The following is an 18,880-nucleotide window of genomic DNA, read 5'->3' as shown; positions in this document are numbered from 1 at the left end:
ATTACTGCTCCTGTTTCAGGGGAATTCCCACACTCAGGCTGGTGCCCTCGCCGGGTTCACTCTCAAGGATCATTTGCCCGCCCAGCATCAATACGCGCTCACGCATGCCCACCAAGCCGAAAGACGTCGGACGACTTTCGTCCGGGGCAAAACCAATGCCGTCGTCAATGACCGTCAAACGCAATATCTGACTGTCCAGGCTCAGGCTGATCTGCACAGTATGCGCTTGCGCGTGGCGCATGATGTTGGTCAGCGCCTCCTGCAAGATGCGAAACAGGCCAATGGCCTTGGCATCGCTCAACGCCGGCAAGTTTTCCGGCACCTGCACCAGACACGGTATCTGCGTACGCGCCTCGAACCGCCGCGCCTGCCACTCGATTGCCGACGCGATGCCGGCATCCAGAATCGGTGGGCGTAGCGCCGTGGCGACATCGCGAACCAATTGGAACAATTGAGCAATCAATCGCTTCATGCTGGACAGGCGCTCATTGAGACCAGGATCGAGATCGGCGTAGGCCAGCTCACACATGGACGTTTCCAACTTCAGCACTGTGAGCATCTGTCCCAATTCATCATGTACTTCTCGGGCAATTCGCGCTTTCTCCTCCTCACGTACACTTTCCATGTGCGCCGACAGTTCACGCAATTGCTCCTGGGAGCGGGCCAGTTGCAGTTCGATGCGTTTGCTGGGGGTGATGTCCCAGACCACGCCATCCCAGACCACACGACCATCGCCCAGGCTTCGAGTACTGGCTTTGATATCGGCCCAGCGCTGTTCACCGTCGCGGGTCAAAATTCGTCCTTGCCAGGACCAGTCGCGATCGGTGGCCAGGGCAAGGTCCTGGACTTTGTGATAGTCCGCGCGATCTTCCGGATGAACCAGGTTGCGCAAGCCCATTTCAGGATGCTGCAACGCAGTTGGTGTGTAGCCAACCAAAGCCTCGCTGCCTTCGCTGATATAGGGAAACTCCAATTCACCCTCAGCCGGGTTACGTTCAAGTCGAAAAACCAGGCCCGGAACGTTGCCAGCTATACCTTTGAGCCTGGCCTCACTTTCGCGCAAGGCTGCCAGCGCCCGCCGACGCTCGGTGACATCGGTAAGAAACACCACCAGGTACTCGGCGTCGCGAAAGCGTAGAAAACTCAGCGATACGTCCACTGGCAGAACACTGCCATCAGCGCGCACGCATTGAGTTTCGAAGTGCTGAGCGACGTCGTTGCTGCTACGCGCGCCTTTCCACAGTTCAAGCCAGCGATCCATATGCAAACCGGGCTCGAAATCGATCAGAGGTCGGTCGACCACGGCACCCTCGCTGTAGCCGAGCATGCTTTCAGCTGCCCGGTTGGCGTAACGCACATGACTGTCCCAATTGACCCAAAGAATGCCTACAGTGCTCTGGTCGATGGAGAATTGGCTCAAGCGCAGCGCCTCTTCCCGCGCCCGGCGCTGGTTGATGGTTTCCCGTGCGGTCAGTAGGTTGTGTTCCAGCTGATGCAACTGGCGTCGCTGCCAAATCACAATAGCCATGCTGCTGAACAGCAAAGCGGCAAACAACAGGCTCAGGTTTTGCCAGAATCCCGGCGACTCACTCAGTCTTGGATACTTTGGCTCGAGCCAGCGTTGATGCAACTGCTCCAGGTCCTTGGCCGGAATGGCCTGCAGGCCGCGCTCAAGAATTTCCGCCAACAACGGCCAATCGCGCCGTGAAGCGACCCGCAAAAGTTGGGGCAAACCAATGTCACCGACAACCGCCAGGTCGCTGAACTCACTCTCGCGCGAGAGCCTGCTCAACTGCGCCTCATCGATCACTGCATAACGGGCTTGCTCGCTGAGCACCAGTTGCAGCGCCTCGCGTTCTTGGGGAACACCTTGCAAGTTGAGGTTCGAGTACGTGGCCCGCAGATAGTCAGCTATAGCGCTCGGCATACGTACCGCGACGCGTTCGTTGTCGGTGAGTTTTTCCAGATCAACTGCCACAGCGCCCGTTCGCGGCCCGACAATCAACTGCGGCACACGCATGTACGGATCACTGAACAACCACAAACGTAAACCAGCCGGTGTCTGGGTCAGGCCGGGGGCCAGATCGATCTCTCCGGCGCGCAATGCTTGCTCCAGGGCGGCTTGATCGGTGAAGTTGCGCCACGTCAGATCCAGCCCCAACGACTGCCCCAGCCAGTTCATCAGCTGCACATTGACCCCGTACAGTTGCTGGAGACGACGATCGAACTGAGCAAAAGGCGCCTGCAGCACCAAGCCTACCCGCAGACTTCGATGCTGCTCGAGCCACTGCTGCTGCGCAGGCTCGAGAACCACAGCAGGCGGCGTGACTGCAGGGGCAGCCCACGCGATCAAGGACCAGCAGAAACAGCCGATAAGCAACAGGCAGCGCACTGATTTCATCTAAACGCTCATCAAGCAATGGATGGCCACCGAACATGGCCGTCCCGGACAAATACTATTAGGCTGCCGGTACAACTCTGGCCTGGATCAATCCATGTTCGCACTTTATCGCACGACGCTACCGGCGTTTTGCCTTTCATTGATACTACCTTGTAGCGCACAAGCAGCCGCGGGCGAAACTCCGCAAGCATCGACCAATGAGCAGCCGCCGGTTGTCCAGCGCCAGCCATTGGCCGAGCGTAGCCAGGAAGATGCCCTGGCACTGGAACGACAAGTGCCCCGCGACGAGCAGCAAACGCTGCAAGCAGGCAGTGACAGTTTTCTCGCCTTGTGGAAACCCGCTAACACCAGCGAGCCGGAGGGCGCGTTGATTATCCTCGCCGGTGCTGGAGAGACTGCTGACTGGCCGAAAACTGTCGGCCCCTTGCGCCGCAAGTTTCCGGATGGTGGCTGGCACAGCCTGAGCTTGAGCCTGCCAGATCTTCTGGTCGACAGCCCGCAAGCCCGCGTCGAAACTGCGCCAGCACCGAGCCAGCCGGTGGCCCAGGGTCAAAGCGCGCCGGCCAAGGATACCCCTGACAACGCCAATGCCAGTGTCGAACAAGCGACAGCCGCAGAAGGGGAAACCAGCGAGAGCGCCACCCAGCCTGCAGCCTCCAACAGTGATGACAAAGCGGATGCTGAACGAATTTTCGCGCGTTTGGATGCAGCCGTTGCCTACGCCCAGCAACACAATGCGCGCAGTGTCGTGCTGCTTGGCAATGGCAGTGGAGCCTACTGGGCCGCGCGCTATATCAGTGAACGGCAACCTGCGCAGATCCAGAAGCTGGTGATGGTCGCAGCGCAGACACCGGCGCGGGCCGAACTGAGCCTGGAGGTGCTGGCACCTTCACTGAAAGTGCCTACGGCAGACTTCTTCTATACAAATCAGGAACAGGCACGGCGGGCAGCAGCCCTGCGCTTGAAAGCCAGTAAACGCCTCAAGGACAACAACTATCACCAGGTTGGATTGACCGCCATGCCTGGCAATAACACGGCGGAGCAAGAGCAACTGTATCGTCGGATCCGAGGTTGGCTTAGCCCGAAAAAAACCGACTAAAAACCACGGCGCTGGCGGATGACCGCGTATGCCTGATGCAAATCACGTGTGCGATCGGTGGCTTCACGCACTTGGGACGGGCTGGCGCCGCTACCCACCAATTTGTCCGGGTGGTGGCGGCTGAGCAACCGGCGATAGGCCTGTTTGATCTGGCCTGGCTCCGTATGCTGCTCGACGCCCAGCAAGCGCAAGGCTTGCTGATAGCCGAGGCCTGCGTCGGACAAACCATGCCGCTGAGGTTCATACTCCAGGGCCAGCGCCTGGACTTTGGCCGCCGACCATCCCAGCTTCTGCCCCCAGTCGAGCAACAACTCGCGTTCGTGGCGCCCTGCCCGGCCATCGGCCCAGGCCATACGCCAGCAAGCCCGCAGCATTCCTTCGGCAGCATGGGGTTGCTGCTTCAGGCGCACCAGGTAATTACTCAGGCGGTCGTTGCCATTCTTGCCACGGTTGAACGCGGCGATGGCCCGCCGACGCTCAGGCTCGCCCATCTCCAAGCGATACATCTCCTGCCGCGCTTGCTGGATGTGCCCCTCGCCCACGCGGCCATCGCTCTTGGCCAAACGACCAAGCAGAACGAATAGCACTTCGTCGTCACGTAATACCGGACGCCCACCCAGGCGCTCACGAACATGGGCCCAACTGTGCAATTGCATACGGCGATCCATCGCCTGACCCAGCAGCGCCCCCAGCAATGCCCCAGGAATACTGGCAATGGCGAAGCCGGCTCCGGCACCAATCACTGTGCTCGGCCACAACATATCAGCGGCGCCCTTTGATCAATTGCTCGACTTCGGCCAAGCGCTCCAGGGTGCCGACATCCACCCAACATCCTGAATAGTGCTCGCCAGTCACCCGGCCCGCGCGCATCGCATCGCGCAGCAACGGTGCCAACTTGAAGGCACCTGCCTCACAGCCATCGAACAAGGCCGGATCGATCACGGCAATGCCGCTGTAGGTCAAGGTGGCAGCGCCATCCGCTCCATCACTGACAAGTCCTTGCTGCAGGCAAAAATCACCTTGGCCATGGTGGCCGGGGTTGTCGACCAGTACCAGATGGGCAAGGCCGGCAGGTGTTTTCGGTAGCCTGGAGAAATCGTATTCGGTCCAGACATCGCCATTAACCAACACGAAGGGTTGCTTACCCAACAGGGGCAGCGCCTTGAAGATGCCCCCCCCCGTCTCCAGCGGCTCACCCTCCGCCGAGTAGCTGATGCTCAACCCCCAGCCAGCGCCATTGCCCAGGTGAGCCTCGATCTGTGCCCCCAGCCAGGCATGATTGATCACCACTTCCTTGAAACCCGCAGCCGCCAGGCCACGCAAGTGGTACTCGATCAGCGGCACGCCGGCCACGGGCACCAAGGGTTTCGGCGTATGCAAGGTCAGCGGACGCATCCGCTCACCCTTTCCCGCCGCCAAAATCATTGCCTTCATGGACGTGCTCCTGCAGCGACCTGCAGACTTTCAATCAGCTCATCCAATTCGGCCAGCTCTGGGCGGCGAGAGATGACTTCGTCTATATAGGCAAAGAAGCGCGGCACATCGCCCAGGTAGCGCGGTTTGCCATCACGGTGGCAGATTCGCGCAAAAATCCCGATGACCTTGAGGTGGCGCTGTACGCCCATCAAGTCGCTGGCGCGATGGAAATCCTCGAAATCAGCCTGGACCGGGATGCCCTTGGCTTGGGCCCGTTGCCAGTAATCTTTGAGCCACCCCTGCACGCGCGCTTGTGGCCAGCTCAGGAAGGCGTCCTTGAACAGGCAAGTGATGTCATAGGTGACTGGGCCGTAAACGGCATCCTGAAAGTCCAGCACACCCGGATTGGGCACGCTTTGCATAAGATTGCGTGGCATATAGTCGCGATGCACCAGCACTTTCGGCTGGGCCAGTGCGCTGTCGATCAACACAGTGCTGATCCGCTGCCAGGCCGCCAGTTGTGCATCGGTGAACGCCACGCCCAATTCACGGCCCACGTACCACTCGGGAAACAACTCAAGCTCGCGGCGCAACAGTGCCACATCGTAGCTTGGCAACGGTGCTTGCATTGGCAGTTGCTGAAATGCCAGCAACGCTTCGATGGCGGCATCGAACAGGCCATCGGCGTTATCCGCGTTGATTACATCCAGGTATGTCTGGGTGCCCAGATCGCTGAGCAAAAGGAAACCACGCTCAAGATCCTGCGCGTGGATAACCGGAACATTGACCTTGGCAGTGGCCAGCAAGTGATCGATATCGACAAAAGGACGGCAGTTTTCTTGAGGGGGCGGCGCATCCATCACCACAAAACTACGGCCATCAGCCTGCCAGCGAAAGTAGCGACGAAAGCTGGCATCGCTGCTGGCAGCGGTCAGGCTAGCGCTCGGAACAGTACCCCAGCCCTGTTTCTGAAACAGATTCGCCAGTTGTTCTTCGAGCCAGACAGTAAGGTGTTGCAGGCGTACATCATGATCAGGCATTACAAGGGTCTCCGACGGCCCTAGCCGTCAAGCGGGTCATGCTTTATTATCCAGCATCTTTTTCAGACCATCGAGAGGCGTGCGGCCCCACACGCGGGCAGATGGCACGCAGGAAGCCCGGACTAATAAGATGGCATTGAAATCCCCCGCGTTTCGTAAAAAATTCCCGTTGCTGGTCACCGGCGGTCTGCTGGCACTGCAACCTCTGGCAACCTCGTACGTGGTCGCTGCAGAGCAGTTCGACTGCCAAGTGTCCGCTGCCGGAGGCTGGGACTGCAAGCCCAAGACCAACGCTGCCACGCTGCCACCACGCCCGGTGCACCCTGGTGCAGCCGTCAGCGCGGCAGGTGAAGCCACCGGTGAGGCCGGCGAAGCTGCTGCTGAATCCGGCAAAGGCCAGATGCTCGTTACCGAGAGCAAGGGCCGTGGCCTCAAGTCCCGCAGTGAAGATTACAGCCACCTGGACTGGGTTCCGCGTGACCAACTGACGCCTGCGCAACTTGCCGAGACCGGCCCGTACTGTGCGGGGGCCTATATCGAGCCCACCCGTCCTGGCATGACTGACACCACGCCAAAGGACGAAGCACCGACCTTTATCGGCGCCAAGGTTTCCCGCTACCAGCAGGAGCAGCAGATCGCCACCCTCGCCGGTGACGTGGTCATGCGCCAGGGCAGCATGCAGGTCGAGGCCGACGAGGCCAACTTGTATCAAGCCGAAAACCGAGGCGAGCTGAGCGGTAACGTCAAGATCCGCGACAATGGATCACTGGTTGTGGGCGATCATGCCGACATTCAGCTCGACACAGGCGAAGCCAAGGTCGACAACGCCGAATACGTCATGCACAAGTCGCGTATTCGCGGTAACGCGCTTTACGCCAAGCGTGCCGAGAACGCCATCATCCGCCTCAAGGATGGTACCTACACCACCTGTGAGCCGAACAGCAACGCCTGGCAGCTCAAGGGCAACAACATCACCCTGAACCCGGCCACCGGCTTCGGTACCGCGACCAACGTCACCCTGCGGGTCAAGGATATTCCGGTGTTCTACACACCTTATATCTACTTCCCGATCGACGACCGTCGCCAGTCCGGCTTCCTGCCGCCATCGTTCAGTACCAGCAGCGACACCGGCTTCATGCTGGTTACGCCGTACTACTTCAACCTGGCGCCAAACTACGACGCCACCTTGTATCCACGCTACATGGCCAAACGTGGCATGTTGATGGAAGGCGAGTTCCGCTACCTGACCAAGTCCAGTGAAGGTCAGTTTGGTGGGGCTTACCTTAATGACAAGAATGATGATCGTAAGCTGCAATCCGATTACGAGGATCAGCGCTGGATGGTCAACTGGCAGCACAAAGGCGGGCTGGATGAGCGCCTCATGGCTGAAGTTGACTACACCGACATCAGCGACCCGTATTACTTCCAGGATCTGGAGTCGGATCAGATTGGCGTAGAAAGCCAAGACTATGTCAATCAACAGGGTGCTCTGAACTACCGTGGTGATAACTACACCGCACGGCTGAATCTGCAGGGCTATAAACTGGCGACGATCAGCAAGATCACACCATACGACCGTCTGCCGCAGATCACCTTCAATGGCAAGCTGCCATATGAGCCGGGTGGGCTGAACTTCGCTTACAACACTGAGTTCGTGCGTTTCGACCGCGACCTGCGTAAAGGTAATTTCACCGACGAAGATGGCGTCTCCACCCCGTGGTACGACACCCGTGTGGCTGGTTTGGCGCGATCCAATGGTGACCGTATCAATCTGGCACCTTCGATCAGCCTGCCGATGAATGCTTCTTATGGCTACGTCAAACCGTCGCTGAAGTACGTCTACACGAACTATCAGTTGGACCTGGATCAACGAGGCAAACAGACACTTGCTCCCGATGAGCAATTCAGTAGCTCACAAGATCGCAGCGTGCCTGTATTCAGCGTTGATAGTGGGTTGTATTTCGACCGAAATACCCAATGGTTCGGTAAAAACTACCGCCAGACTCTTGAGCCGCGACTGTACTACCTGTACGTGCCTTACGAGGATCAGACAGATATTCCAGTTTTCGACACCGGCGAATCGACCTTCAGTTACTCGTCGCTGTTCCGCGACAATCGCTTCAGCGGCTCCGATCGAATCGGTGACGAAAACAAACTATCGCTGGGCGTGACCAACCGCTGGATCGAGGAGAACGGCTTCGAGCGTCAACGCCTTAGCGTCGGCCAAGCCCTGTACTTCAAGGATCGCAAGGTTCAGTTGCCACGAATCGATTACCGCACACGTGAAGACTCAAAATCCGATGTCTCCCCGTATGCCCTTGAATACCTGTACCGCTTCAACCGTGACTGGCGCCTCAACGCTGACTTTAACTGGGACCCAGACAGCCGTAGCACTCGCTCCGGCAGCACCATGTTCCACTATCAGCCAGAAGACAACGTCAACAAAATCGTTAACCTTGGCTATCGCTATCGTAACGACATGGTCCGCTACGACCAGAGCACCGGTCGTTGGCAGGTTGGCGGTGGCGACTACGGCACCCCTGGTAGCCCGAACTACATCAAGGACTACTACAAGATCCAGCAGCATGACTTCTCTGTCATGTGGCCGATTGTCCCGCAGTGGACCGCGATCGCACGCTGGCAGCATGACTACAACCGCAACCGCACCCTGGAAGCCATGGGTGGTTTTGAATATGACAACTGCTGCTGGAAACTGCGCCTGATCAATCGCTATTGGATCGATTACGACGAATTCAGCCAGGACGCACCATCCAACGAAAAAGGCGACCATGGCGTCTTCCTACAGATCGTGCTGAAAGGCCTCGGTGGTGTAGTTGGCAGCAAGGTCGATTCTTTCCTCGACGAAGGCATTCAAGGTTATCGTACACGTGAAGACCAAGCTTACTGATTGTCTGCGCCCGCTATTGCTGGGCGCTGTATTGCTGAGCAGCACGGCGCATGCCGCCGTGCAACCTCTGGATAGCGTTGTGGCCATCGTCGATAACGATGTGGTCATGAAAAGCCAGCTGGACCAGCGCGTGCGCGAAGTCGAGCAGACCATCGCCAAGCGCGGTGGCTCTGCCCCGCCTCCCGGCGTGCTCGACCAGCAGGTGCTTGAGCGCCTGATCGTCGAGAATCTGCAACTGCAGATCGGCGATCGCTCAGGTATTCGCATCACCGACGAGGAGCTCAACCAGGCCATTGGCACCATTGCCCAACGCAACGGTATGAGTATTGAACAGTTCCGCTCGGCCCTGGCGCGTGACGGGCTGTCCTATGACGATGCCCGCGAACAGGTTCGTCGCGAGATGATCATCAGCCGCGTGCGTCAGCGCCGAGTCGCTGAGCGCATTCAGGTCTCGGAGCAGGAAGTGAAGAACTTCCTCGCCTCGGACATGGGCAAGATGCAACTGTCCGAAGAGTACCGCCTGGCCAACATCCTTATCCCGACCCCGGAGCGCGCCGATTCGGCTGCAATCCAGGCCGCGGCCAAGCAAGCCGGTGAGGTTTACCAGCAGCTCAAACAAGGCGCCGACTTTGCCCAACTGGCGATCGCCCGCTCGGCAAGCGAAACCGCGCTGGAAGGTGGCGAGATGGGCTGGCGTAAAGCGGCTCAATTGCCTCCTCCGTTCGACCGCCTGCTCAGTTCCATGTCGGCTGGCGAAGTGACCGAGCCGGTTCGCACCCCAGGCGGCTTCATCATTCTCAAGCTGCAGGAAAAACGTGGCGGCCAGAGCATGGTGCGTGACGAGGTGCATGTCCGCCATATTCTGATCAAGCCAAGCGAAATTCGCAGCGAAGCGGCTACCAAGGAACTGGCAGACAAGCTCTATGAGCGCATCCAGAACGGCGAAGACTTTGCTCAGTTGGCCAAAAGCTACTCCGAAGACCCAGGTTCGGCCCTTAACGGTGGCGATCTGAACTGGATCGATCCGAACGCCCTGGTCCCGGAATTCCGCGAAGAAATGGCCAGCGCCCAACAAGGCCAGGTCACCAAGCCATTCAAGACACAATACGGCTGGCACGTTCTTGAAGTCCTTGGCCGCCGCGCCACGGACAGCACCGAGCAAGCGCGTGAGCAACAGGCAATGAACGTACTGCGCAACCGCAAGTACGATGAAGAGCTGCAGACCTGGCTGCGTCAGATCCGTGACGAAGCCTACGTCGAAATCAAGCTTCCTGGCGTCGACCAGGGCGCACAGTGAGCGCCCAGCGCTTTGCTCTCACCCCCGGCGAGCCAGCCGGCATAGGTCCAGACCTGTGCCTGCTGCTCGCCACGCAAGCCCAGCCTCACCCCCTGATTGCCATTACCAGTTGTGACCTGCTCGCTGAGCGGGCCACGCAACTGGGTGTGGCCATCAACCTGGTGCCGGTGTTACCCGAACGCTTTCCCGACCAGCCTGCCCCAGCCGGTAGCCTGTATGTATGGGACACGCCGCTGCAGCAGCCGGTAGTGGCTGGCCAGTTGAATAAAGCTAACGCTGCTTTCGTGCTGGAGACCCTGACGCGAGCAGGACAAGGCTGCCTGGACGGACACTTTTCCGGGATGATCACCGCACCTGTGCATAAGGGCGTGATCAACGAGAGTGGTATCGCCTTCTCCGGCCATACTGAATTTCTTGCCGACCTGACCCATACCGCCCAGGTGGTCATGATGCTTGCCACGCGCGGCCTTCGCGTAGCGCTGGTGACGACTCACCTGCCTTTGCGTGAGGTAGCCGACGCCATCACGCCGGAACGCCTGGAGCGAGTCACGCGAATACTGCATGCCGATCTGCAACAAAAGTTCGGCATCGCCAACCCGCGCATCCTGGTGTGCGGCCTAAATCCGCATGCCGGTGAAGGTGGCCATCTGGGCCACGAAGAAATCGACACCATCGAACCCACATTGGCACGCTTGCGCAACGAAGGCATGGACCTGCGTGGCCCACTGCCTGCCGATACCCTGTTTACCCCAAAATATCTGGAGCACTGCGATGCGGTGCTGGCGATGTACCACGACCAAGGCCTGCCCGTACTCAAGTACAAAGGCTTTGGCGCAGCAGTCAACGTGACCCTGGGCCTGCCGATCATCCGTACATCGGTCGATCACGGCACCGCCCTGGATCTGGCCGGCAGCGGCAAGATCGACACCGGCAGCCTGCAAGTCGCCCTGGAAACCGCCTACCAGATGGCCGAGACCCGAATATGAGTGAGCAATACCAACACCGGGCGCGCAAGCGCTTTGGCCAGAACTTCCTTCACGACGCTGGCGTCATCGACCGCATATTGCGCTCGATTCATGCCAAGGCAGGTGAACGCATGCTGGAAATCGGCCCGGGCCAGGGCGCCCTGACCGAAGGCCTGCTCAATAGCGGCGCCCAGCTTGACGTGGTCGAACTGGACAAGGACCTGGTGCCGATCCTCAATCAGCAATTTGCGGGTCGTGAAAACTTCAGCCTGCATCAGGGTGACGCCCTGAAGTTCGACTTCACCACCCTGGGCGCTGCACCAAACAGCCTGCGCGTGGTTGGCAACCTGCCATATAACATCTCCACGCCGCTGATTTTCCATCTGCTGTCCAACGCCGAGCTGATCCGCGACATGCATTTCATGTTGCAGAAGGAAGTAGTCGAGCGCCTGGCTGCCGGCCCTGGCGGCGGCGATTGGGGCCGTCTGTCGATCATGGTGCAGTATCACTGCCGGGTCGAACACCTGTTCAACGTCGGCCCTGGCGCATTCAATCCGCCACCGAAAGTCGACTCGGCAATCGTTCGTCTGGTTCCACACCAGACCTTGCCGTTCCCGGCCAAGGACCACCGACTGCTTGAGCGCATCGTTCGCGAAGCCTTCAATCAACGCCGCAAAACCTTGCGCAACACGCTCAAGGCCCTGCTCAGCAGCGAAGCTATCGAAGCCGCAGGCGTCGATGGCAGCTTGCGTCCCGAGCAGTTGGACCTCGCCGCTTTTGTCCGCCTCGCCGACAAACTGGCCGAGCAGCAAGGCGCCTGACAAGCGCTGCAATGGCCAGTCATGCCTGCATGACTGGCCGGCAACCCCGCCAATAGCCTAGACTGGACGCCATTGCCGTATTAGCGTCTGTTTCCAAGGCCCCTTGCATGTCAGATCCCCGCTACCAGATCGACGTCAGCGTCGTCACCCGCTTTCTCAAAGAACAATCCGACCCAGAGATCGACCGTTTCGCCTTTGCCTACACCATCACCGTGCACAACAACGGATCCATTCCAGCCAAATTAATGTCACGTCACTGGCTGATCACCAATGGCGATGGCCAGGTTGAAGAAGTAAAGGGCGCCGGCGTGATAGGCCAGCAACCTCGGATCGAACCGGGCAACAAGCATACCTACAGCAGTGGCGCGGTCATCAGCACCCAGGTGGGTACCATGCAAGGCACTTATCAAATGCTGGCCGACGACGGCAAGCGCTTTGATGCCACCATCGCACCCTTCCGCCTGGCCGTTCCTGGGGCTCTGCACTAATGGCTGTCTATGCAGTCGGCGACTTGCAGGGGTGCCTGCAGCCGCTGAAATGCCTCCTTGAGCGCGTCAACTTCAACCCGGCAGTCGACCGCCTGTGGCTAGTAGGCGATCTGGTCAACCGCGGCCCGGAGTCCCTGGAAACCCTGCGTTTCTTGTATTCGATACGTGATTCGCTGGTCTGCGTCCTTGGCAACCACGATCTGCACCTGCTGGCAGCGTGGCATAACATTGAGCGCCTGAAGAAGAACGACACCCTGCGCGAGATTCTCCAGGCGCCAGACGCTGGCGAACTCCTGGAATGGCTGCGGCAGCAAAAGCTGCTGCACTATGATGAACAACGTGGTGTGGTGCTGGTGCATGCAGGCATTCCCCCGCAATGGACCTTGGGTAAAGCCCTGGAGCATGCCAGCGAAGTAGAAGAAGCCCTGCGCGATGACAATCGCCTCAAGCTTTATCTCGATGGCATGTACGGCAACGAGCCGAACAAGTGGAGCAAGAACCTCAGCGGCGTGACGCGCCTGCGGGTGATCACCAACTACTTCACTCGCATGCGCTTCTGCACCAGCGAGGGCAAACTCGACCTCAAAGGCAAGGAAGGCGCAGACACTGCACCACCTGGCTACAAACCCTGGTTCGCCCACAAGGGCCGTCGCTCACGCCATGTAAAAATCATCTTCGGTCACTGGGCCGCCCTCGAAGGCCGCTGCAACGAGCCTGGTGTCGTTGCCCTGGACACGGGATGTGTATGGGGCGGTGCCATGACGCTGTACAACGTCGACAGTGGCGAACTGCATCGTTGTGAATGCACCGACGAAGGCACTCCCAGCCCACAGCCTACTTCCACACCACCGACTAAACTGAACGACCAGTCCTGAAGGAAAGCCGCCCCATGAGCGAATTCAAACGCATCCCTCCCGAGCAGGCCCAAGCGCTACGTGAGCAAGGTGCGGTCGTGGTCGATATTCGCGACCCGCAAACCTATGCCCTCGGTCATATCACCGGATCTACCCATCTGGACAACCATTCGGTAGCAGAATTCATCCGCGGCGCCGACCTGGATGCGCCAACCGTGGTCGTCTGCTACCACGGCAACTCAAGTCAAAGCGCCGCGGCGTATCTGGTCAGCCAGGGTTTTTCCGACGTCTATAGTCTCGATGGCGGATTCGAGCTATGGCGTGGCACCTATCCAGCAGAAACGGCTCAGGGCAGCACCGAATAATTTTTTTTCTTCTCCTGCAGCCCGCGCCCCGTGCGGGCTCGCGCCGTAGCTGACGAACGGTCACCTGCAACAATTCATCCAACCGCCCTTGACCTCGCCGAGAACCAACTATCCTTAAGCCCAGGCCATCCAAAAAGGGGAGAGCCGGTACACCGGCGTGCGGGTCATCGGTAGCGATTCACAGGTGTTCTGGGGGGTATACAGCAATCGGTAGTGCCGATTGCATGCCAGCATCAGCTGACTGATCCGGCGTCGGCTCCACGTATCGAGCGAGGTGACGTCATGAGTATTTTTAGCCACTTCCAGCAACGTTTCGAGTCCACCCGTCAGGAAGAACTTTCGCTGCAAGAGTATCTGGAGCTCTGCAAAAGCGATCGCAGCGCTTATGCGTCGGCGGCCGAACGCCTGTTGATGGCCATCGGTGAGCCGGAACTGGTCGACACCTCGAATAACTCAAGGCTGTCGCGCATCTTCTCCAACAAAGTGATCCGACGCTATCCAGCCTTTGAAGATTTTCATGGCATGGAAGAGTGCATCGATCAGATCGTCTCCTACTTCCGCCATGCTGCCCAGGGACTGGAAGAAAAGAAGCAGATTCTCTATCTGCTCGGACCGGTAGGTGGCGGTAAGTCGTCGCTGGCAGAAAAGCTCAAGCAACTGATGGAGAAAGTGCCCTTCTATGCAATCAAGGGCTCTCCCGTCTTCGAGTCGCCTCTGGGCCTGTTCAACGCCACCGAAGATGGCGCGATCCTGGAAGAAGACTTCGGCATTCCACGGCGGTATCTGAACACCATTATGTCGCCTTGGGCGACCAAGCGATTGGCCGAATTCGGGGGCGATATCAGCCAATTCAAGGTAGTCAAGCTGCACCCATCGATTCTCAACCAGATCGCCATAGCCAAAACCGAGCCGGGTGACGAGAACAACCAGGATATTTCCGCCCTGGTGGGTAAAGTCGATATCCGTAAACTCGAGGAATATCCGCAGAACGACGCCGACGCCTACAGCTACTCAGGTGCGCTTTGCCGGGCCAACCAGGGTTTGATGGAATTCGTCGAGATGTTCAAGGCGCCCATCAAGGTTCTGCATCCGTTGCTCACCGCCACCCAGGAAGGTAACTACAACAGTACCGAAGGCTTGGGCTCGATCCCCTACTCCGGGATTCTGTTGGCCCACTCCAACGAATCGGAATGGCATAGTTTCCGCAACAACAAGAACAACGAAGCGTTCATCGACCGGATCTACATCGTCAAAGTCCCGTACTGCCTGAGGGTCAGCGACGAGATCAAGATCTACGACAAACTGCTGTTCAACAGTTCCCTGGCCAAGGCTCATTGCGCTCCGGACACCTTGAAAATGCTCGCCCAGTTCACCGTGCTTTCGCGCCTGAAAGAGCCGGAAAACTCGAACATTTACTCGAAAATGCGCGTTTACGACGGCGAAAACCTCAAGGATACCGACCCCAAGGCCAAGTCGATTCAGGAATACCGTGACTCCGCAGGTGTCGACGAGGGCATGAATGGCCTTTCGACTCGATTTGCCTTCAAGATCCTGTCGAAAGTCTTCAACTTCGATCCGCACGAAATCGCCGCCAACCCGGTGCATTTGCTGTATGTGCTTGAACAGCAGATCGAACAGGAGCAGTTCCCGGCCGAGGTACGTGAACGCTATCTGCGTTACCTGAAAGAATACCTGGCGCCGCGCTACATCGAGTTCATTGGCAAGGAAATCCAGACTGCCTACCTTGAATCCTACAGCGAATACGGCCAGAACATTTTCGACCGCTACGTGCTGTACGCCGATTTCTGGATTCAGGATCAGGAATACCGCGATCCGGAGACTGGCGAAATCCTCAACCGCATCGCCCTCAACGAAGAACTGGAGAAGATCGAGAAGCCGGCAGGTATCAGCAATCCGAAGGACTTCCGCAACGAGATCGTCAACTTCGTGTTGCGTGCTCGCGCCAACAACAACGGCAAGAACCCAACCTGGCTCAGCTATGAAAAACTGCGGGTAGTGATCGAGAAGAAAATGTTCTCCAACACCGAGGATCTGCTACCGGTCATCAGTTTCAACGCCAAGGCGAGCAAAGAGGACCAACAGAAACACAACGACTTTGTTACCCGAATGGTGGAACGCGGTTACACAGACAAGCAAGTTCGGCTGCTATCGGAATGGTACCTGCGGGTCAGGAAATCCCAATAAGCGGCAAGCTGCACGCTGTCAGCTGCAAGTCCGGCGCATACATCCGCTATGCGCCTGGCTGGCGGCGGCAGCGATGCCCTTTCTTGCCACTTGAAGTTTGCAGCTTGCAGCTACCGCCTACTCCCGGAGGGGCCTATGAGCTATGTAATCGACCGACGCCTGAACGGCAAGAACAAGAGCACGGTCAACCGCCAGCGTTTTCTACGGCGTTACCGTGACCACATCAAAAAAGCCGTAGAGGAAGCCGTAAGTCGCCGCTCCATCACTGACATGGAGCATGGTGAGCAAATCAGTATTCCAGGCCGCGATATCGACGAGCCGGTGCTTCATCATGGTCGGGGTGGCAAACAGACCGTGGTGCATCCTGGCAACAAGGAGTTCACCGCCGGTGAGCACATCGCCCGACCTCAAGGTGGCGGCGGTGGCGGTGGTCGCGGCAAGGCAGGCAACTCTGGCGAAGGGATGGATGAGTTTGTCTTCCAGATCACCCAGGAGGAGTTTCTCGAATTCATGTTCGAGGACCTGGAACTGCCCAACCTGGTAAAGCGTCATCTAACCGGGACCGATACCTTCAAAACTGTGCGCGCCGGGATCAGTAATGAAGGCAATCCCTCACGCATCAACATCATTCGCACCTTGCGCTCAGCTCACGCGCGTCGCATCGCCCTCTCCGGCAGCAGCCGCGCAAAGTTGCGCCTGGCTCAGGAGGAACTGGCGCGCCTAAAGCGGGAAGAACCAGACAACTTCGGCGATATTCAGGAAACCGAAGCCGAAATTGAACGGTTGAGTGCACGCATCCACCGCGTGCCCTTCCTGGATACTTTCGACCTCAAATACAACTTGCTGGTCAAACAACCCAACCCTAGCTCCAAAGCGGTGATGTTCTGCTTGATGGACGTTTCCGGGTCGATGACCCAAGCCACCAAAGACATTGCCAAGCGCTTTTTCATCCTTCTGTATCTGTTCCTCAAGCGCAATTACGACAAGATCGAAGTGGTGTTCATTCGCCACCACACCAGTGCTCGCGAAGTCGACGAAGAGGAGTTTTTCTATTCTCGGGAAACCGGCGGCACCATCGTTTCCAGCGCGCTGAAATTGATGCAAGAGGTCATGAGCGAACGTTATCCGGCCAATGAATGGAACATCTATGCGGCCCAAGCCTCGGATGGTGACAACTGGAATGATGACTCGCCGATCTGCCGCGAGATTCTGACCAAGCAGATCATGCCGTTCGTCCAGTACTACACTTACGTTGAGATCACTCCACGCGAGCATCAAGCACTGTGGTTCGAATATGAACGTATCGGCGAAGCCTTTGGCGACACGTTCGCCCAGCAACAACTGGTATCGGCCGGTGATATTTATCCGGTCTTCCGTGAACTCTTCCAGCGCAGGTTAGTGACATGACCGCTAGAGAGCAGAAGCGCCAACCGCTATCCACCGGGTCCGAATGGACATTCGAACTGATCCAGGCCTACGACCGGGAAATCAGCCGCCTGGCCGAGCGCTATGCCCTGGACACTTACCCTAACCAAATCGAAGTGATAACGGCTGAACAGATGATGGACGCCTATGCGTCTGTCGGCATGCCACTTGGCTATCACCATTGGTCATACGGTAAACACTTCCTCAGCACAGAGAAGTCGTACAGCCGAGGCCAGATGGGGCTGGCCTACGAGATCGTGATCAACTCCGACCCCTGCATCGCTTACCTGATGGAGGAAAACACCATCTGCATGCAGGCACTGGTGGTAGCTCACGCCTGCTACGGCCACAACAGTTTCTTCAAGGGCAACTATCTGTTCCGCACCTGGACGGATGCCAGTTCGATCATCGACTACCTGGTGTTCGCCAAGCAGTACATCACCCAATGCGAAGAACGCCACGGAATCGACGCGGTAGAGGATCTGCTCGACTCCTGTCACGCCCTGATGAATTACGGTGTAGACCGCTACAAGCGACCCTACCCGATTTCTGCCGAAGAGGAACGGCGTCGGCAAAAAGAGCGTGAAGAGCATCTGCAAAAACAGATCAATGACCTGTGGCGAACCATCCCCAAAAGCGCAGACAAGAACAGCGACCGCGATAACGCCCGCTTCCCGGCCGAACCCCAGGAGAACATTCTCTACTTCATCGAGAAACATGCCCCGCTACTGGAACCCTGGCAGCGCGAGATCGTACGCATCGTGCGTAAGATCGCTCAGTATTTTTATCCGCAACGCCAGACCCAGGTCATGAACGAGGGCTGGGCGACGTTCTGGCACTACACCCTGATGAATGACCTGTACGACGAAGGCTTGGTCACCGAAGGCTTCATGATGGAGTTCCTGCAATCGCACACCAGCGTAGTGTTCCAACCCGGCTTCGACAGCCCCTACTACAGCGGCATCAACCCCTACGCCTTGGGCTTCGCCATGTACCGGGACATCCGACGCATGTGTGAGAACCCTACCGAGGAAGACCGTCGCTGGTTCCCTGATATCGCTGGCAGTGACTGGTTGTCGTCCATCAAATTCGCCATGAGCAGCTTCAAGGACGAGAGCTTCATCCTGCAGTACCTTTCTCCAACAGTGATCCGCGACCTCAAGCTGTTCAGCATTCTCGATGATGATCAGCGCGATGACCTGCTGGTGCCAGCCATTCATGACGAAAGCGGCTATCGGATCATCCGAGAAACGCTCGCTGCCCAATACAACCTTGGCAACCGTGAGCCCAACGTGCAGATCTGGAGTATCGACCGTCGCGGTGATCGCTCCCTGACCCTGCGTCACCAACAACACGACCGCAAACCACTAGGCGACTCGACCGAGGAGGTTCTCAAGCACCTGCACCGCCTGTGGGGCTTTGATATCCATCTGGAGACCCTGCAGGGTGACCAGATCATGAAAACTCACCATGTGCCGCCCAGAGGCGAGCATAGTGAAGCAGAGTACGGGCGCCTGGACCTGGCGGTCGTGCATCTGTAGACGCATCCTCCGTTGCGGCCAGACAGGTTATTCTGTGGCATCAACGGAGGATTTT

At 58.1% G+C, this 18,880-nt stretch carries 15 protein-coding genes; 11 read left to right on the top strand and 4 right to left on the bottom strand.

Annotation, left to right across the window (positions count from 1 at the left end; genetic code table 11):
- Position 1: 1 nt before the first annotated feature.
- The gene (locus tag V0R60_RS09890; protein WP_330079269.1) at positions 2-2,401 is read right to left on the bottom strand and encodes a PAS domain-containing sensor histidine kinase; all 2,400 of its coding nucleotides are present in this window, start codon (positions 2,399-2,401) and stop codon (positions 2-4) included.
- A gap of 94 nt (positions 2,402-2,495) precedes the next feature.
- Here V0R60_RS09890 and V0R60_RS09885 point away from each other — a divergent pair, with 94 nt between their 5' ends.
- Entirely contained in the window at positions 2,496-3,500 is a 1,005-nt protein-coding gene (locus V0R60_RS09885; RefSeq protein WP_330079268.1) for an alpha/beta hydrolase family protein, read from the top strand.
- Here V0R60_RS09885 and V0R60_RS09880 read toward each other — a convergent pair.
- The 3 genes from V0R60_RS09880 to V0R60_RS09870 are packed head-to-tail and all read right to left on the bottom strand — an operon-like array spanning position 3,497 to position 5,956.
- Positions 3,497-4,261 carry a TerB family tellurite resistance protein gene (locus V0R60_RS09880; protein ID WP_330079267.1) on the bottom strand — a complete coding sequence of 255 codons (765 nt, stop codon included), beginning with the start codon at positions 4,259-4,261 and terminating at the stop codon, positions 3,497-3,499. The two genes, V0R60_RS09885 and V0R60_RS09880, sit on opposite strands and share 4 nt — an antisense overlap.
- Before the next feature lies 1 nt (position 4,262).
- Positions 4,263-4,934, bottom strand: coding sequence for an N-acetylmuramate alpha-1-phosphate uridylyltransferase MurU (gene murU, locus V0R60_RS09875; protein WP_136474219.1), 672 nt, complete (start codon positions 4,932-4,934; stop codon positions 4,263-4,265).
- Positions 4,931-5,956 (bottom strand): aminoglycoside phosphotransferase family protein, encoded by a 1,026-nt coding sequence (locus V0R60_RS09870; RefSeq protein ID WP_136474218.1) that lies wholly within the window; start codon positions 5,954-5,956, stop codon positions 4,931-4,933. The genes murU and V0R60_RS09870 overlap by 4 nt, the downstream gene beginning before the upstream one ends.
- Before the next feature lie 130 nt (positions 5,957-6,086).
- Here V0R60_RS09870 and V0R60_RS09865 point away from each other — a divergent pair, with 130 nt between their 5' ends.
- The 10 genes from V0R60_RS09865 to V0R60_RS09820 all read left to right on the top strand — a co-directional run bounded on the left by V0R60_RS09865 (position 6,087) and on the right by V0R60_RS09820 (position 18,825).
- Positions 6,087-8,864: an LPS-assembly protein LptD gene (locus tag V0R60_RS09865; protein ID WP_330079266.1), complete on the top strand. Its 2,778-nt coding sequence runs from the start codon at positions 6,087-6,089 to the stop codon at positions 8,862-8,864.
- Positions 8,845-10,161: a peptidylprolyl isomerase gene (locus V0R60_RS09860; protein ID WP_136474216.1), complete on the top strand. Its 1,317-nt coding sequence runs from the start codon at positions 8,845-8,847 to the stop codon at positions 10,159-10,161. Before V0R60_RS09865 ends, V0R60_RS09860 begins: the two co-directional genes overlap by 20 nt.
- On the top strand, positions 10,158-11,147 hold the full coding sequence (pdxA, locus tag V0R60_RS09855) for a 4-hydroxythreonine-4-phosphate dehydrogenase PdxA (RefSeq protein WP_330079265.1): 990 nt from the start codon (positions 10,158-10,160) through the stop codon (positions 11,145-11,147). Before V0R60_RS09860 ends, pdxA begins: the two co-directional genes overlap by 4 nt.
- On the top strand, positions 11,144-11,947 hold the full coding sequence (gene rsmA, locus V0R60_RS09850) for a 16S rRNA (adenine(1518)-N(6)/adenine(1519)-N(6))-dimethyltransferase RsmA (protein WP_330079264.1): 804 nt from the start codon (positions 11,144-11,146) through the stop codon (positions 11,945-11,947). Before pdxA ends, rsmA begins: the two co-directional genes overlap by 4 nt.
- Positions 11,948-12,054: 107 nt before the next feature.
- Positions 12,055-12,435: a Co2+/Mg2+ efflux protein ApaG gene (apaG, locus tag V0R60_RS09845; protein WP_136474213.1), complete on the top strand. Its 381-nt coding sequence runs from the start codon at positions 12,055-12,057 to the stop codon at positions 12,433-12,435.
- Positions 12,435-13,310 (top strand): symmetrical bis(5'-nucleosyl)-tetraphosphatase, encoded by an 876-nt coding sequence (locus tag V0R60_RS09840; protein ID WP_330079263.1) that lies wholly within the window; start codon positions 12,435-12,437, stop codon positions 13,308-13,310. Before apaG ends, V0R60_RS09840 begins: the two co-directional genes overlap by 1 nt.
- A gap of 14 nt (positions 13,311-13,324) precedes the next feature.
- The gene (gene glpE, locus V0R60_RS09835) at positions 13,325-13,654 is read left to right on the top strand and encodes a thiosulfate sulfurtransferase GlpE (protein ID WP_203543823.1); all 330 of its coding nucleotides are present in this window, start codon (positions 13,325-13,327) and stop codon (positions 13,652-13,654) included.
- A gap of 282 nt (positions 13,655-13,936) precedes the next feature.
- The gene (locus V0R60_RS09830; RefSeq protein ID WP_330079262.1) at positions 13,937-15,859 is read left to right on the top strand and encodes a PrkA family serine protein kinase; all 1,923 of its coding nucleotides are present in this window, start codon (positions 13,937-13,939) and stop codon (positions 15,857-15,859) included.
- Between the two features lie 135 nt (positions 15,860-15,994).
- On the top strand, positions 15,995-17,266 hold the full coding sequence (locus V0R60_RS09825; protein ID WP_330079261.1) for a YeaH/YhbH family protein: 1,272 nt from the start codon (positions 15,995-15,997) through the stop codon (positions 17,264-17,266).
- Positions 17,263-18,825, top strand: a complete 1,563-nt coding sequence (locus V0R60_RS09820; RefSeq protein WP_136474208.1) for a SpoVR family protein — start codon at positions 17,263-17,265, stop codon at positions 18,823-18,825. Before V0R60_RS09825 ends, V0R60_RS09820 begins: the two co-directional genes overlap by 4 nt.
- Positions 18,826-18,880: the final 55 nt, after the last annotated feature.

The sequence above is a fragment of the Pseudomonas auratipiscis genome (genome assembly GCF_036324085.1).
Lineage (GTDB): Bacteria > Pseudomonadota > Gammaproteobacteria > Pseudomonadales > Pseudomonadaceae > Aquipseudomonas > Aquipseudomonas auratipiscis.
This window is presented reverse-complemented; position numbering and strand designations above follow the sequence as displayed.